The sequence below is a fragment of the Mitsuokella apri genome (assembly GCF_047974105.1).
GTDB lineage: Bacteria > Bacillota > Negativicutes > Selenomonadales > Selenomonadaceae > Mitsuokella.
Genome location: NZ_JBHYRS010000005.1, coordinates 49,056 through 65,794, shown reverse-complemented (window position 1 = coordinate 65,794; position 16,739 = coordinate 49,056). Strand labels below are relative to the sequence as shown.

The following is a 16,739-nucleotide window of genomic DNA, read 5'->3' as shown; positions in this document are numbered from 1 at the left end:
CTCATGATATATCAATAAAATTTATCATGATTAGATGTGAGAATAGATGTGGATATTTCTTCGTATTCAGCGTATAATAAAATAAGATAAGCCACACTAACGCGTCTGCCTTCTGCCGACAGAGGAAACGAGCCGCCACTGTCAAGGGAGTCGCAACGGAATCCGCAAGGATTAATGAGGAGGTAAAAAAGTGGACAAACGGGAGAGTATGTGGGATGTATATCTCAGAAAAGGCATGAGCCGCCGCAGCTTTGTCAAGGGCTGCGTTGCACTGACGTCTCTGATGGGCCTGAGCACGGATAAGCTTTCCAAGGTCGTCGAGGCTGCCGAGAAAAAACCGCTTCCAGTCGTCATCTGGATTCATGGACACGAATGCACGGGCTGTGATGAGTCCTTCATCCGTTCCGGTTCTCCGTATGCTTCGGATGTCATCCTGAGCCAGGTTGCTCTCGAGTACGATCATCTGCTTTCTGCTGCCAGCGGTGAGCCGTTCGAGGCCCACCTCGAGGAGACGATTCAGAAGTATAAGGGTCAGTATATTCTGGCTGTCGAAGGTGCTGCCTGCACGAAGGACAATGGCGTTTACTGCATGAGCGGCGGTCATCCGTTCACGCACACGCTGCAGCGCGCTGCCGAAAATGCCGCTGCGGTCATTGCCTATGGCACCTGCGCCGTTTCGGGCGGCATCCAGGCCGCTAAGCCAAACCCGACGGGCTCTTCGGGCATTGCGCATTTCACGGGCAAGACGCCGGTCGTCAATGTACCGGGATGCCCGCCAATCCCGGAGGTCATGACGGGTGTCATCATGCATGTCGCTCTCTTCGGTACGGTACCGCCGCTCGATGGCGAGGGCCGTCCGAAGCAGTTCTACGGCAACCGCATCCATGATACGTGCTACCGCCGTCCGTTCTTCGATGCCGGCATGTTCGCTGAGAGCTTCGATGATGAAGGCTCGAAGGCCGGCTGGTGCCTCTATAAGCTCGGCTGCCGCGGACCTGAGACGTACAACTCCTGCGGCAATATGCGCTGGTTCCAGGGCATGAGCTATCCGATTCAGTCGGGGGCACCGTGCATCGGCTGCTCGAATGCCAACTTCTGGGATGAGGGCAACATGAGCGAGCGTCTGCCGAAATTTGCACCGCCGCTCGGTGATGTCGATAAGATTGGTGCCGGCCTCGCTGCCGTCACGGCTGTCGGCGTAGCCGCACATGCCGCTGCCAGCGTTGTACAGAAGAAAAAACGTGAAGCCGCTAAGGAAGAGAACGGGGAGCAGGTGAACAAATAAATGAAACACGTAGTAGTAGATCCAATCACACGAATTGAAGGTCATCTGCGCGTTGAAGTGCAGGTCGACGAGAGCACGGGCAAAGTAACCGATGCACTTTCCTCTGGTACGGCATGGCGCGGCCTTGAGCTCGTCATGAAAGACCGTGATCCGCGCGATGCCTGGGCTTATATCCAGCGTATCTGCGGCGTCTGCACGAGTGCCCATGCACTTGGTGCCCTGCGTGCTGTTGAAGATGCTCTCGGCATCAAGATCCCGAAGAACGCCAACTACATCCGCAATATCATGGCCGCCACGCTGACGGTCCAGGACCATATCGTCCATTTCTATCATCTGCATGCGCTTGACTGGGTCAGCCCGGTTGAGGCCCTTGCAGCAGACCCTGTTGCTACGGCTAACCTGCAGAATACGGTGCTCAATGCTTATAAACTGCCGTTCCGCGCTCCGGGCGCTTCGGTAACGGAAGCATACGACCACGATTTCCCGGCTGCTACGCCGCAGTATTTCGCTGAAATCAAGAACAAGGTACAGGCCATCGTCGAGAGCGGCCAGCTCGGTATCTTCTCCGCCAACTGGTGGGATCATCCGGACTACAAGCTGCTGCCGCCTGAGGTTCATCTCATGGCCATTGCTCATTACCTCGAGATGCTCGATAAGCACCGCGACCTCGTTACGCCGCAGGTCATCTTCGGCGGCAAGAACCCGCATCCGCACTATGTTGTCGGCGGTATGCCGTGCTCCATTTCGCTGGAAGATGGCAACGCTCCGGTCAACACGGCCCGTCTTGGCATCGTTGACCGCGCCATCAACCTCGGCCGCACGCTGGTCAATAACTATTATGTTCCGGACGTCCTCGCCATCGGTGCAGCTTATGTCAAGGCTGGCCGCGTAGACGGCGGCGGACTTGCCAAAGAACGCGTCATTGGCTACGGTTCTTATCCGATTGAGCCGTTTACGGGCACGTCGAATGGCGACTTCTTCAAGAACCTGCTCATCCGCACGAACGGCGTTGTCGAAGACTTCGGCAAGGGCATTGACGCGGCAAAGGTCTATGAGATTAATGAAGAAGACCTCAATGACCCAGAGGTACTTACGGAAGGCGTTGAGCATTCCTGGTACGAGTATCCGTCGGGCGGCCAGAAAGACCGCAATCCGTGGGATGGTGTCACGGCACCGAAGTTCACGGGCCCGAAGGAAGGTACGCCGACGGACTGGAAAGCCCTCAATGAGAACGGCAAATACTCCTGGCTTAAGACGCCGAAATGGCGCGGCAAAGTCTGCGAGGTTGGTCCTCTCGCCCGTTATATCATCATTTACACGAAAGCCAAGAAAGGCATGCTCGGTGAGCCGACCTGGGCTGAGAAGATGATGCTCGACCAGATCGATGCAGTCTCGAAGGTCCTGAACCTCGCACCGGAAGTCTGGCTGCCGACGATGGTCGGCCGTACGGCTGCCCGCGGCCTCGACTGCCAGCTCAATGCTGAAATCAACAAGTTCTTCTTCGACAAACTCATCGCCAACATCAAGTCGGGCGATACGAAGACGGCGAACATGGAGAAATGGGACCCGTCGACGTGGCCGAAAGACTGCAAGGGCGTTGGCCTCTACGAGGCTCCGCGCGGTGCTCTTTCCCACTATGTCGTCATCAAGAACGGCAAGGTTGACAACTACCAGGCCGTCGTACCGACGACGTGGAACGCCTGCCCGCGTGACGATGAAGCCGGTCATGGCGCTTATGAGAAGGCCATGATGGACACGCAGGTCAAGATTCCTGACAAGCCGCTCGAGATTGTCAAAGTCGTTCGTTCCTTCGACCCGTGCATGGCCTGCGCAACGCATATGTTCAATGCCAAGGGCGAGAAGATCAATGTCATCACTACGGATCCGTATTCCGGCACGCACGTTGAGAAGTGAGCCGGGATTCAGCTGGAAAAGAAAGGAATAGTAGAATGAAAGAAGAAAAACGAAAAGTCTACTACCTGTTCAGTCCGTTCCTGCGGATGTTCCATTGGATCATGGTGCTGGCCATCGTTACGCTGTTCATTACCGGCTTGCTCATCACGAAGCCAGTGACGGTACTGGGCATTGAGCCGACGTACACATCCATGTCCATGGACTGGGTAAGAAACATTCACTTCATCGCAGCGTTTGCCTTCTGCGCAGCTTTCATCCTGCGCATTTACGGCTACATCCGTTATCCGGGCGACCGCCTGTTCCCGCGTGTCTGGAAGGGCCATTTCTACCGCGATACGATTGACGTGGCACTGCATTACATGCTGCTGAAACCGGGCCATGACCCGTATCTGCGCAACCCGCTGGCACGTACGTCGTATGCAGGACTGTATGCCATGGTCCTCATCGAGATCCTCACGGGTTTTGCGATGTACTACATGACGGAGCCGAATGCCATCGGCGGCACGCTGTTTGGCTGGGTCAACGTCGTGCTCGGCGGCGAGATGGTCACGCACTGGGTCCATCACATCGTTGCCTGGCTCATCATCGTCTTCGCCATCGGCCATGTCTACATGGTCCTGCGCGCAGACCTCATGGAAGCCGAGGGCGAGGCATCCTCGATGTTCTCCGGCGTGAAATTCCTCGAGCATGTACCGCTCGATGCACCGGAAATCAATGAGGAAGGTCCGAAACCAAAGAAAAAGAACTGATTGTATCCCTTTGGGGATAAAGGAGTATTGACTATGTGTAAAGAATGCGGCTGCGGCGAGACGAACGGCAATACGCGTCTCCAGTTCACGGTCAAAGGCTATACGGAAGAAAGTGCCAAGGAAGTAGAGAAGGCTCTGCTCGGTCTGCCGGGTGTGCTCTTCGTCCACATCCACGCACATGATGGCGAGACTACGGTAGATTACAGCCCTGCCAAGACGAAGCTCATGGATATCCTGGGTGTCCTGCAGGCACGCAATCTCGAAGCCGCGTTATAATTGAACGAGTAGTTTCATGGAACGCCTTTCCGGCTGTCAGGTAAGATGGCGGGGAAGGCGTTTTTGTATGAGACAGTTTCTGTCTGTCAGGAGATGAATTATGCATGAAATGGCGATTGCCGAGGGCGTGCTCGACATTGCTCTTGACTATGCGAAGAAGAATGATGCGAGCCGCATCCGCGAAATCGGGCTCTTGATTGGCGAAATGTCGGGGGTTGTCGTGGATTCCCTGACGTTTTCCTTTGACATGATTGCCAAGGGCACGATAGCCGAAGGCGCGAAAATCAAGGTGAAGCATGTGCCGCTTATCGGGCGCTGCGTCAAATGCGGCAAGGAATTTCACATCGAACATTACGATTTCTGGTGTCCTGAATGCAAGGACGGAGTCCTAAAGACTATTTCAGGACGTGAGATGCAGGTGGAATATCTGGAGGTGGATTAAATGGCTGAGATTCAGGTCATGAAGAATATTTTAGGAGAAAACGACCGCGTAGCGGCCGAAAATCAGGCCCTTTTTGCTGAAAAAGGCGTCTATGTCATCAATCTCATGGGTTCGCCGGGCGCCGGCAAGACGTCGGTGCTTGAAAAGACCATGGAAAAACTCAAGGACAAGGTGCGCATGGCTGTCATTGAAGGCGACCTCTTTACGAGCAAGGATGCGGACCGCATCGAAAAACACGGTGTGCCGGTCATCCAGATTAACACGGCCGGCGGCTGCCACCTCGATGCGCCGATGGTGCAGAAAGTCGCCAAGCAGCTCGACCTTGACCATCTCGACCTGCTCATTGTCGAGAATGTCGGCAATCTCGTCTGCCCGGCAGAATTTGCCGTCGGCGAAGACGACAAGGGCGTCGTTCTCTCCATCACGGAAGGCGACGATAAGCCGATGAAGTATCCTTTGATTTTTAAGGAGTCGGCCATTGCGCTCCTCAATAAAGTAGACCTTGTGCCGTACTGCAACTTTGACATGGCTGCGGCCCGCGAGGACATCACGACGCTGCATCCGGGCATGACGGTAGTCGAAGTCTCGTGCACGAAGAATCAGGGCATTGACGAATGGTGTGACTGGCTGCTCGGCCGCGTGGCGGCAAAGCAGGGAAAAGGAGAATAACATGGCTGACGTATTTGGCAACGGCAGTGAAAAATCCTCGATGATTGACGATGTGCTGCATCCGGCCGAGGTCACGATCCTCGGCGTCGGCAATGTCATCCTGCGCGATGAGGGGTTTGGCGTGCGCACGGCGGAATATCTCGATGCACATTATGATTTCCCTGAGAATGTGCAGGTCGTCGATGGCGGCACGCTGGGCATCGAGCTCACGCAGTATGTGACGGGCACGAAAAAGCTCCTCGTCATTGACTCCATCAATGGCGGGCAGGAGCCTGGCACGCGTTTTCACTTCCATAATGATGCCATCATGGAGCATTTTCAGGACAAGCTCAGTGCCCATGAAGTCGGCATTCAGGATGTCCTCGCGTTGCTGACGGTCACGGGGCGCAAGATTCCGGAAGTCGTCGTGCTCGGCGCACAGCCGTATGACCTCGAGGCTGGCGTGGAGCTCAGCCCTGAGATGAAAAAGCTGCTGCCGCTCGTCGCACAGGAAGCCGTGAAAGTTCTCAAGGATTGGGGCGTTGATGTAAAACCAAAGGCTAAAGAAGGTGCCGTCAACTACGGCATCGTCGCTGAGGAATCCGTTCGCGAAGAAATGGAATAAACGCTATATTATAGAAAGCTTTAGAAGCGGAGGTAAGAGATATGTGTTTGGCAGTTCCTGCTAAAGTAGTAGAAGTCCGCGATGCCATGGGCAAAGTGGACATTTCCGGTGTAGAGCGTGACATCAGCCTGATGCTGCTGCCGGAGACGCAGGTCGGCGATTATGTACTCGTGCATGCCGGCTTTGCCATCCAGAAAGTCACGGAAGAAGAAGTCGCCGAGACGAATGCGCTGCTCGCCGAGATGAATGGCGCTGAGCGCACTGTCACGGATATTCCGGAAGAAGCGGGTGGTATGCAGTTATGACAAAACAGGAAGAGCGCGAGCTCGCCAAGAGACTCGTCGCGGAAATCGGCCGCATGGCAGAAAAAGCTGACCACAAGCTGCGCTTCATGGAAGTCTGCGGCACGCATACGGTCGCCATTTTCCGCGCCGGCCTGCGTCAGATGCTGCCGGAAAATGTCGAGCTCGTCTCGGGCCCCGGCTGTCCTGTATGCGTGACGCCGGATGATTATATGGATAAGGCCATTGCCTATTCCCTGCGTGATGATACCATCATCACGACGTTTGGCGATATGCTCAAGGTGCCGGGCTCGCAGTCGAGCCTCATGGAGGCCAAGGCGCAGGGCGCGGATATCCGCATCGTCTATTCACCGCTCGACAGCATCCAGATGGCCAAGGACAATCCGGATAAAAAAGTTATTTTCCTCGCTGTCGGCTTTGAGACGACGGCGCCGACGGCTGCGGCGACGGTCATTGCCGCGAAACAGCAGGGGCTGCACAACCTCTATATGCTTTCCGCGCAGAAACTCGTGCCGCCGGCCCTGCGCGCCCTGCTCGACGACCCCGATGTCCGCGTGGACGGCTTTATCCTGCCGGGCCATGTCTCGGTCATCACGGGCACGGAGGTATTTTCATTCCTCGCTTCCGAATATCATATGCCGGGCGTAGTCACGGGCTTTGAGCCCCTGCAGATTCTCCGTTCTCTCTACCGGCTCATGCAGCAGGTCACGGAAGGCGCGGCCCGCATCGAGAATGAATACGGCAGTGTCGTGCACAAAGATGGCAGCCCTGCGGCGAGAAAGGCGACAGAGCTCGTCTATGAACCGGCTGATGCTGCCTGGCGCGGCATCGGCATCATCCCGATGTCGGGGCTTCACATGCGCCAAGCGTTTGCAGACTACGATATCGAACAGCTGCTGCCGCTCGATGTGCCGATGGGCAAAAACAAGCCGGGCTGCCGCTGCGGCGAGGTGCTGCGCGGCATCGTGACGCCGAAGGAATGCCCGCTTTTTGGCAAAGCCTGTGTGCCGACACATGCGGTTGGCCCCTGCATGGTCTCGGTCGAGGGTGTCTGTGCGGCTTGGTATAAATACGGTCAAGGGAGATTTTCATATGGCAGATGAACGCATAACGATGGCGCATGGCGCCGGCGGCAAGATGAGCCAGCAGCTCATGCAGGAGGTAATCCTGCCGGAGTTTACCAATCCATATCTCAATGAACTTCACGACGGCGCGGCCGTCAATATGGGCAGCCATGTTGCCTTTACAACAGATTCTTATGTCGTGCAGCCGCTGTTCTTCAACGGCGGCAACATCGGCAAGCTCGCGGTCTGCGGCACGGTCAACGACCTTTCGATGACCGGCGCTGTGCCGCGCTATATCTCGGTAGGCATGATTCTCGAAGAGGGCTTCCCCATTGCCGACCTTAAGAAAATTGCCCACACGATGCGCCAGATGGCCGATGAAGCCGGCGTAGCCATCGTCACGGGCGACACGAAAGTCGTCGAACGCGGCAAGGCCGACGGCATCTTCATCAATACGGCCGGTATCGGCGACATCATCGCCGGTACGGATATCTCGCCGAAGCATGTGAAGCCGGGCATGAAGGTCCTGCTTTCGGGCTTCATCGGCGACCATGCGGCAACGGTACTCGCCGGCCGCCACGGCCTCGAGCTGCCCGATACCATTAAGACGGACTGCGCGCCGCTGAACTCGCTGACGCGTGCCATGCTCGAAGCGGCTCCCGACATCGCCGTCCTGCGCGACCCGACGCGCGGCGGCGTGGCAGCCGTGCTCAATGAGATTGCCGAAGCTTCGCAGTGCGGCGTGCTCATTGACGAAGATGCCCTGCCTATCCGCGAGGAGGTTCAGGGGGTCTGTGATATCCTCGGCTTTGACCCGCTGTATCTGGCCAACGAGGGCAAGTGCATCGCGTTTGTGCCGGCAGAAGAAGCCGACAAGGTACTTGCTGTCATGAAGGAGAACAAGTACGGCAAAGATGCGTGCGTCATCGGCGAAGTCACGGCCGAAGCTCCGGGACAGGTCGGGCTCAGGACGGCCATCGGCGGCATCCGCATCGTCGATATGCCTCTGGGCAATCTCGTGCCGCGCATCTGCTGAGCCTATATAAATAGAAGCGATAAGGTACCTCAGAAATCTTTTTGGCCGTCAGCTGTGCTTGACGTGCCAAAAAGATTTTTTTATAATAGGGAAGATAGTAAATGATATAGAAAAGCAGTATAGCTTCAGGAAAGGACGATAGATTGATGAATATCCGGAAGATCGGCTGTCTGCTCGTTGCCTGTCTGATGGTCTTCGTGAGCCGTGTCTATGCCGAGAATATGCAGTTTGTCGATGCTAATGGCTCGACGGGCTATTATGTGGATACGGATTCGATTTCCTCGGATCAGGTCGTAGAGAATGATGTGCAGAAAACGCTGTGGACGGCGCGTGTGGCCGTCGTACGGGCCGACCTTAACCGGCGTTATATCTATCTCATGCAGTTTGACCCCAGCAAGCGGACGTATCAGATCTTTGCGTCGGAAGTCCAGCGCTACGATACGAAGGCTGTGCTGCAGTCAAGCGACCAGGCGGAGCCTGTGAGGCCTTATCTGGCGACATCACCGATGAACGAGATCGTGCAGTTCATCATGACGGCGCCATCATCAGACAGTGAATAAAAAGAGCCTGCCCTTTCGGGCAGGCTCTTTTCAGAAGGCGGAGTATCTGCAAAGGATTCTTGTTTGCAGATTTTTGCACCATTTTGCGTAAAAAAATAGGACGCAGCCGCGTCCAGAAAGCAAGAACAAATATGAATTATAAGTGCTTTTGAGTATGTCGATCTCTCGACAAGTTCATTATAGCGGGGCGGATTTGCTTTGTCTAGCTATTTTTCATTTTTCTCAGAAGAAAATTTGAAGGAGGAGTCAATATGTCAAAAAACGCTGCGCTGAAGCAGCGGACAGCATATTTGTCCATCTTTTCCAATACGACACTCGTACTGCTGAAACTGGCCGTTGGCATTTTTGTCGGTGCGGTCAGTCTGATTTCCGAGGCCCTGCATTCCGGCGTTGACCTCATTGCAGCGCTCATCGCCTTTTGGGCCGTGCGCAAATCCGTGACGCCGCCGGACCTCGAGCATGATTACGGCCATGGCAAGTACGAGAATCTTTCGGCAGCGGTTGAGGCCGTGCTCATTGTCGGCGCGGCTCTCGGCATTGTCTACGAGGCCGTGTCGAAATTTCAGGAATCGGCCGTGCCGGAATTTCTCGGCTATGGTATTGCCATTATGGTCATTTCGATTGTCATCAACTTTTTTGTCTCGCACCGCCTGATTGTCGTGGCCAAGAAGACGGGCTCGCAGGCACTTGAGGCCGATGGCCTGCATCTGCGTGCCGACATCTGGACGTCCGTGGGCGTACTCACAGGACTCGTGCTCATGCAGGTCACGGGCTGGGCCTGGCTCGACCCCGTCATCGCTATCTTTGTGGCCGGCATCATCTTCCGTGCCGGCTGGCGCATGATTGTCGATTCGACGATGCAGCTGACGGACGCGAGCCTGCCGGAAGATGAAGAGGCGCGCATCCGCAAAATCATTGAGAGCGTGCCGGAAGTCAAGGGCTGCCACTGCCTGAGGACGCGCCGTTCCGGCTCGTACAAACTGCTGGATGTACATGTGCTGTTTGACGGCAACATGCATCTCTCACAGGTTCATGCCATCTGCGATGAACTGGAACAGCTCATTCGCAGAGAATTTGGCACGTTTGACATCATGATCCATCCGGAGCCGGCGGGCTATCACGATGTCGAGACGAAAGTCAGCCTTTACGAGGAATCGCAGGGCAGCGTGCCTTCGGGGACGAAGGTATAATGGTGCGATTTATAATTTGCGGCTTTCCTTGCGTTTTTCAAGGAATTATGACAGAATAGACTCAGTATAAGAATCGTAGGAAACGAAAGAGGGGCTGGACCATGAAATTCCGCAAGCTTTTCAGCGTGCTCCTGAGCGCTGTATTTCTCGTCTCGTCGATGGGCATCACGGCAGCGGCCACGCCGGAGACCGTACAGGATAAACTCGGTGCCATCGAGAAGGATACGTATGGCACGGTGCAGACGGGGGCACTTGTCGACCGCATCAATAAATTGGAAAAGGATTATGATGGCACGCACCGCAGCGGCAGCATGATGGCACGCGTCAATGCTGTTTATAATGAAGTTTACACGAACAGCACGAAGCCGTCGCTGCTCGCGGACCTCAATGCGGTGGAATGGAATATCGGCCACGAGGTCAGCATGGACCCCGTGGATTCGCGCATGGCAGACCTTGAAATGGACATGACGGGCAAGACGGGGACCGGTACATATAAGGAAAGACTGGCCACGCTTTCGAAAGCATCCTTTGGTTCCGCCACGCTGCCCCTTGACCAGGTGCGCGTGCCGGCGGATACGCTCATCAAGGTTGCTCTCGTGACGCCGGCCAATTCGAATAATCTCAAGGTCGGCGACACCATCCAGTACAAGATTGCCGATGATGTCATCGTCAATGGCAAGCTCGTCTTTGCCAAGGGTCTGCCGGGCGAAGGCACGGTGACCAAGGTCAAGCAGGCGCGCAACTTTGGCCGCAATGCCGAAGTCTCGATTGACTTCAATAAGACGAAATCCATCGACGGCACCTATGTCGATACGTACATCGGCGAAGCTGCCAAGAAAGAGATGAAGAGCCTTGCGATGGCCGCTGGCGCAAGTCTTGCCGGCATTGCCATCCTCGGTCCTATCGGCATTGTCGCCGGTGCCTTTGTCCATGGCAAGGATGTCAATCTGCCGGCCGGCACCGAACTTTACATTCAGACAAAGGCCGATACGACGCTCTATGGCGTGGTAACGACACAGGCTCAGTGACGCGATTCTGCAAGCTGATGAAGGAGACCTCCCGCTCAAGGCGTGGGGCCTTCTTTTTATCTTATGATTATCTTCTGTCAGTAAGGAATGATTAGTACCTGCTGGCAAGACAAGGCGATATTCTTCTGATATAATGAAAGATAGTCTTTTTGAGACAGTTTCTTTTTCATTTTCAGGTTTTCCGATTTTCTGGAAAGGATGAAAGAATGACTTCACATAGAATTACGCCGCTGACGGAGAGCGGCCTGCTCTCCGCCCTGACGGTCATCCTGGCACTGGCTGCGGTCTATCTGCCGGTAATCGGCATGGTGGCAGCGCTGGTCTGGGCCCTGCCCGTGGTCGTACTCGTCGTGCGTCATGGGCTGCGCTGGGGCATGATGGCAGTGCTGGTCTCCGGCATCATCATGGCCCTTCTCATCGAGCCGACGCTTTCCCTGCGCATGGTCCTGTCATTTGGTCCGACGGGACTCATGCTCGGCTATGCCTTCCGCCATCGCTGGTCGGGAGCCAGGGCTTTTGGCATGACGCTCATCGCGTCGGTTGCAGGCAAGCTGCTGACCTTTGGCCTACTGTTCCTCATTACTTCAGTCAATCCGCTCAATCTGCAGATGGATGTCATGCGTCAGAGCTTTGACCAGACGTTTGCCGTTTACGAGCAGATGGGGCTCAATGAGCAGGCTATTGAAGAAAGCCGCGGCCAGATTGAGCAGGCTCTTACGTATCTGAATCTGCTGCTGCCGTTCATCGTGGGGGTCATGGGGCTTTTGGATGCTGCTGTGGCCTACATTGTCAGCAGCCGCGTCCTGCGCAGGCTCGGCGAGAATGTACCGCAGCTGCCGCCTTTTGCGGAGTGGCGTCTGCCGCAGTTTTTCCTGTATCTCCTGGGCTTTGCCCTCGTCGGTATTTACTGGGGCGGGTCGCGTGAAATTCAGCCGCTTTATCAGGCTGCGTTCAATCTCAATATGGTGGCGATGGGGGCCGGCATCATACAGGGACTTTCCCTGATGAGTTATGCCATGGACCGTTTCCGCGTGGGGAAACTCATGCGTGTCTGCCTTTATGCCTTTGTGCTGCTGGGCGGCGTACTCGTGCAGATTTTGGCCTTTACAGGACTTTTCGATATGCTTTTCGATTATCGGCGCCGCTTTGGCCAGAAGAAGCAGTGAGGCTGTAAGAGGAATGAGGTGAGAAAATGCCGCGGAATCTCTCGGCATGGATCGATCTTTCGATACATTTGTTCGTCATATTGCTGCTCGTCGGCGTCCTGTCGTGCTATAATCATTTTGTAGCTGCCATTGCTTTTGTTGTCTGGCTCTGCCTGGTCCTTTTTGCCAGGGAGCGCTGCCGCGACCGTTCGCGCCGTTTTGAACGGTACTGCCGCAATGTCGTGCGCAATCTCAATGAGATGATGAATTATGCCATTGAGGACCTGCCGCAGGGCATCCTGATCGTCAATGAAGAAGGCCGCATCCAGTGGTGCAATGAGCGCCTGGCGGAATATGTCGGCGAAAAGCCCGAACAGGATACGGATATCAAGGATATTTGGCCGTCCATCATTGTCGGCCCCGTTTGGGGGACATCAGGCGAATACGTCTTTGCACACGAGGAACACTATTATCAGGCGCGCTACCGCCCCGTGCCCGTGCCGCCGCATCAGCAGCCGCTGATGGCGTTTTATGTTCAGGATATCACGGGGTTTGAGACGCTGCGCAATTCCTACAAGCTCAGCCGGACGGTCCTTGCCTATATCCAGATTGACAATTACGATGAGGTCATTCAGGGCCTCGATGAAGCTGCCCGCACGGCGCTGCTGCTGGCCGTCAATCAGCAGCTCGATGCCTGGATGAAAAATCTCGGCGGTTTCATGCGCCGCGTCTCAGATGACCTTTATGTGGTCATTCTGGAGCGCAGGGCCCTCGATAAGGCGATTGCGGCCCGTTTTGACATTCTTGACAAAGTCCGCCAGCTGCACAGCACAAACAGGCTGCCCGTCACGCTTTCCATGGGCGTGGCCGTGGCCGACTGTCAGAGCATGGCAGACCTTGGCACGCAGGCACAGGCCGGGCTTGACCTGGCACTTGGCCGCGGCGGCGACCAGGTTGCTGTGCAGATGGGCGGCAAGACACAGTTCTTTGGCGGCCGCGCCAAGGCCGTCGAGAAACACACGCGCGTCAAGGCACGCGTCGTCGCCCATGCCATCCGTGAAATCATGGATGGCGCAGATGCCGTCTTTGTCATGGGTCATCATAATGAAGATTTTGACTGCTTTGGCGCTTCGATGGGCGTCGCGAAAATGGCGCGTCAGCTCGGCAAGCCCGTGCACATCGTCCTGTCGGATATGAATGAAGGCATTGGTAAGTTTGCCGATATCCTCAGGGGCAAGGAAGAATATCAGGATATCATCGTGCGGGCTGATGAACTCAACAACATGACGGCCCTCAATCCGGTGCTCGTCGTTGTCGATACGCATATCCCGCATCTCGTCGCAGACCCGTCTCTTCTCGAACGCATTCACCGCGTCATTGTCATCGACCATCACCGCCGCAGCGAGCATTTCATCAAGAATCCGCTGCTCGTCTACATCGAGCCGGCTTCGAGTTCTTCAAGTGAGCTCGTCACGGAGCTCTTGATGTATTTCAGCGAGAACCTCGTGCTTTCGCGCATCGAGGCCACGGCCCTTTATTCGGGCATTGTCGTCGATACGAAAAACTTTGCCGTGCAGACGGGCGTCAGGACATTCGATGCTGCGGCCTATCTGCGGCGCAGCGGTGCCGACCCTGTGATGGTGCGCCATCTTTTCCGCACGGATTACGAGACGACCGTGGCCCTTGCCAAAGCCGAGGCCCGTTCGGAATTTTACGAAGGTGGCCTCATCGTCTCGACCTGTCCGGAGCTCATCTCGAACGGTCAGGTCATTGCCGCGCAGGTCGCTGACTCTCTGCTGCGCATCGAGAATGTGCGCATGAGCATCGTAGTCTTCCAGCTGACAGCGGATACGGTCGGCATCAGCGCGCGCTCGACCGGCGAACTCAATGTGCAGGTCATCATGGAAGCCTTTGGCGGCGGCGGTCATCAGAATGTGGCCGGTGCGCAGGTCAAGGACGGAAATGTGGAAGAAATCAAGAAAAAGGCAATCGAGATTGCCCAAAAATACATAGAGGAGTATGATCAAGATGAAAGTAATCTTACAGCAGGACGTTAAAAAACTCGGTAAAAAAGGCGATGTCGTCGAGGTATCGGAAGGCTACGGCCGCAATTTCCTGCTGCCGCGCAAGGCAGCAGTCCTGGCCACGGCGCAGAACCTCAATGTAGCGAATGCTCAGGCTGGCTCAAAGGCCCGCAAACAGGCCATGGCTGCCGACGAAGCCAAGCTCATGGCCAAGCAGCTTGAAAAAGTCGAAGTCAAGATTCCTGTGCGCATCGGCGATGGCGGCAAACTCTTCGGCAGCGTCACGGGCAAGGATGTGGCAGAAGCGCTGAAGAAGCAGAACATTGACATTGATAAGCGCAAGATCACCATTCAGGGCGAGGTGACGGGTACAGGCGTTTATGAAGCTGTCATCAAGGTTCATCCGACTGTCACGAGCAAGATCAAGGTCAGCGTTGTTGCTGAGTGATTTTAAGGCCTCCTCGCAAGAGGGGGCTTTTTGTTTCAGGATATATAGATAAGGAAGGCATATGAGTTTTTTAGACCGGTTCTTTCAGCATAAAGAAAAGGAAGAACAGCAAAAACAGCCGGCAGAACAGGCACCTGTAGAAGTCCTGCCCATCGACCGCGAAATCGATGCACTCTATCAGGCCCTTGTCGACCTCATTGGCACGGATGCTCTTGTCATTCAGGCGGGGCGGCTCAATGCGATGAAGCTGCTGCGTTCCACGGACCGCTGCGAACGCGTTCTGGCCCTGCAGCGCATCTTAGACGAGGACCCGCTGATTCATCCGGCTCCGCGGGAAAAGGATTTGCCCGAGATTCTGCAGCTTTTGACGGAGCGCATCGCCGAGAAGCGCGCGCGCAAGGATGTGGAAGAGCGCATCGAGAAAAAAGTCAATGAAAAGCTCGAAAAAGAGCATCAGGAATACGTTGAAGATATCCGCAAGCAGGTCATCAAAGAGGAGAAACCTGCTGCTGAGTCCCCGCAGGACGCCATCAAGCGCGAAAAATTAGAGAAACTCGACAGCATCCATTTGACGCAGTCTGTCATGGAGCTCTTGCGGCCCAGGGATTTCAGCGAAATTGTCGGTCAGGAACGCGCAGTAAAATCACTGCTGGCGAAATTGAGCTCGCCGTATCCGCAGCATCTGCTGCTTTACGGCCCTCCGGGCGTCGGCAAAACGACGGCCGCCCGCCTTGTGCTTGAGGCTGCGCGCAAAAAGTCATCTTCGCCTTTTCGCGAGGATGCGCCCTTTGTCGAGACAGATGGCACGACCCTGCGCTGGGACCCGCGCGATATCACGAATCCCCTGATCGGGTCGGTTCATGACCCGATCTATCAGGGCGCGCAGAAGACACTGGCGGACAGCGGCATCCCGGAACCAAAGCCGGGACTCGTCACGGAAGCACATGGCGGCATCCTCTTCATCGATGAAATCGGCGAGATGGATGAAATGCTGCAGAATAAGCTCTTAAAAGTTCTTGAGGATAAGCGGGCCTATTTTGAGTCGGCCTATTACGACCCGACGGACCCCAAGGTGCCGCCGTACATCCGCAAGCTCTTTGAGGAAGGCGCACCCGCAGATTTTGTGCTGATCGGTGCGACGACGCGCGATGCCAGTCATATCAATCCGGCCCTGCGTTCGCGCTGTGCAGAAATCTATTTCGAGCCGCTGACGCCAAAGCACATCGAGCAGATCGTCCGCAACGCGGCGGCCAAGCTCAAGGTCAGTCTGGCTGACGGTGTGGCCGGGCTCATTGCCGAATATACGATTGAGGGCCGCAAGGCCATCAACATCCTCGCCGATGCTTACAGCCTTGCCCTTGAGAAGGCGGGAGGAAGCTCTGAAAATCTGACGGTCGGCCTCGATGAAGTCTACGAAGTGGCACAGGTCGCACGGCTTTACCAGTTTGTCACGAAAAAGGCCAAACACACAGCCGTGCAGGGGCATATCTTCGGCCTCGGCGTGGCAGGCTTTTTGGGTTCGGTCATCGAGATTGAAGCCGTGGCGTTCCCTGCTCACGAAAAAGGCAAAGGGACCGTGCGCTTTAACGAGACAGCGGGCAGCATGGCCAAGGATTCTGTCTTTAACGCAGCTTCCGTCATGCGTCAGCTCACGGGCCGGGATATCCATGACTACGATATCCACATCAACGTCATCGGCGGCGGCAATATCGACGGTCCGAGTGCCGGCACCGCTATTTTGGCCTGTATCGTCAGCGCCGTGACGGGCCGCAAAATCCGTCAGGATGTAGCCGTGACCGGCGAAATTTCCCTTTCGGGGCGCGTGCGTCCGGTCGGCGGTGTTTTTGAAAAGGCGTATGGCGCACGTCAGGCCGGCATCAAGACCCTTGTCATCCCGAAGGAAAATGAACGCGATATCCCGGAAGACCTTTTAGGGCTCGATATCCACGCCGTGACCACAGCCAAAGAAGCCTTTGCGCTGATTTTTGAGGAGGAATAAAGAA

At 55.6% G+C, this 16,739-nt stretch carries 17 protein-coding genes; all 17 read left to right on the top strand.

The annotated features are described in order from the left end of the window. The first annotated feature begins 190 nt into the window (after nt 1–190). Nucleotides 191–1,285 (top strand): hydrogenase small subunit, encoded by a 1,095-nt coding sequence (locus ACE419_RS07810; RefSeq protein ID WP_435721610.1) that lies wholly within the window; start codon nt 191–193, stop codon nt 1,283–1,285. Next, the gene (locus ACE419_RS07805) at nt 1,286–3,199 is read left to right on the top strand and encodes a nickel-dependent hydrogenase large subunit (RefSeq protein WP_295713088.1); all 1,914 of its coding nucleotides are present in this window, start codon (nt 1,286–1,288) and stop codon (nt 3,197–3,199) included. A gap of 35 nt (nt 3,200–3,234) precedes the next feature. Further along, entirely contained in the window at nt 3,235–3,948 is a 714-nt protein-coding gene (gene cybH / locus ACE419_RS07800) for a Ni/Fe-hydrogenase, b-type cytochrome subunit (protein WP_295634263.1), read from the top strand. Nucleotides 3,949–3,981: 33 nt separating this feature from the next. Continuing rightward, on the top strand, nt 3,982–4,224 hold the full coding sequence (locus ACE419_RS07795; RefSeq protein ID WP_005840792.1) for a heavy-metal-associated domain-containing protein: 243 nt from the start codon (nt 3,982–3,984) through the stop codon (nt 4,222–4,224). Between the two features lie 100 nt (nt 4,225–4,324). Next, the gene (hypA, locus tag ACE419_RS07790) at nt 4,325–4,666 is read left to right on the top strand and encodes a hydrogenase maturation nickel metallochaperone HypA (protein WP_295634258.1); all 342 of its coding nucleotides are present in this window, start codon (nt 4,325–4,327) and stop codon (nt 4,664–4,666) included. Next, nucleotides 4,667–5,335: a hydrogenase nickel incorporation protein HypB gene (gene hypB, locus ACE419_RS07785; protein ID WP_435721606.1), complete on the top strand. Its 669-nt coding sequence runs from the start codon at nt 4,667–4,669 to the stop codon at nt 5,333–5,335. It abuts the gene before it with no gap. Nucleotide 5,336: 1 nt separating this feature from the next. Continuing rightward, on the top strand, nt 5,337–5,939 hold the full coding sequence (locus ACE419_RS07780; RefSeq protein ID WP_435721604.1) for a HyaD/HybD family hydrogenase maturation endopeptidase: 603 nt from the start codon (nt 5,337–5,339) through the stop codon (nt 5,937–5,939). 41 nt (nt 5,940–5,980) lie between these two features. Beyond that, on the top strand, nt 5,981–6,244 hold the full coding sequence (locus ACE419_RS07775) for a HypC/HybG/HupF family hydrogenase formation chaperone (RefSeq protein ID WP_435721602.1): 264 nt from the start codon (nt 5,981–5,983) through the stop codon (nt 6,242–6,244). Continuing rightward, nucleotides 6,241–7,344, top strand: a complete 1,104-nt coding sequence (gene hypD / locus ACE419_RS07770; protein ID WP_435721600.1) for a hydrogenase formation protein HypD — start codon at nt 6,241–6,243, stop codon at nt 7,342–7,344. The genes ACE419_RS07775 and hypD overlap by 4 nt, the downstream gene beginning before the upstream one ends. Next, entirely contained in the window at nt 7,334–8,341 is a 1,008-nt protein-coding gene (gene hypE / locus ACE419_RS07765; RefSeq protein ID WP_435721598.1) for a hydrogenase expression/formation protein HypE, read from the top strand. Before hypD ends, hypE begins: the two co-directional genes overlap by 11 nt. A 146-nt stretch (nt 8,342–8,487) precedes the next feature. After that, nucleotides 8,488–8,901: a hypothetical protein gene (locus tag ACE419_RS07760; protein WP_435721596.1), complete on the top strand. Its 414-nt coding sequence runs from the start codon at nt 8,488–8,490 to the stop codon at nt 8,899–8,901. 251 nt (nt 8,902–9,152) lie between these two features. Then, nucleotides 9,153–10,091, top strand: coding sequence for a cation diffusion facilitator family transporter (locus ACE419_RS07755; RefSeq protein ID WP_435721594.1), 939 nt, complete (start codon nt 9,153–9,155; stop codon nt 10,089–10,091). A 101-nt stretch (nt 10,092–10,192) separates the two neighbouring features. After that, nucleotides 10,193–11,119, top strand: coding sequence for a hypothetical protein (locus ACE419_RS07750; RefSeq protein WP_435721593.1), 927 nt, complete (start codon nt 10,193–10,195; stop codon nt 11,117–11,119). Between the two features lie 206 nt (nt 11,120–11,325). Then, complete coding sequence (locus tag ACE419_RS07745) at nt 11,326–12,285, top strand: YybS family protein (RefSeq protein WP_432646973.1); 960 nt, start codon at nt 11,326–11,328, stop codon at nt 12,283–12,285. Between the two features lie 26 nt (nt 12,286–12,311). After that, complete coding sequence (locus ACE419_RS07740) at nt 12,312–14,321, top strand: DHH family phosphoesterase (RefSeq protein WP_435721591.1); 2,010 nt, start codon at nt 12,312–12,314, stop codon at nt 14,319–14,321. Further along, the gene (rplI, locus tag ACE419_RS07735) at nt 14,293–14,736 is read left to right on the top strand and encodes a 50S ribosomal protein L9 (RefSeq protein ID WP_432646971.1); all 444 of its coding nucleotides are present in this window, start codon (nt 14,293–14,295) and stop codon (nt 14,734–14,736) included. Before ACE419_RS07740 ends, rplI begins: the two co-directional genes overlap by 29 nt. 61 nt (nt 14,737–14,797) lie before the next feature. Continuing rightward, a complete protein-coding gene (lonC, locus tag ACE419_RS07730; RefSeq protein ID WP_435721589.1) occupies nt 14,798–16,735 on the top strand; it encodes a Lon family ATP-dependent protease in 1,938 nt (645 codons plus the stop codon). The last annotated feature ends 4 nt before the right edge of the window (nt 16,736–16,739 follow it).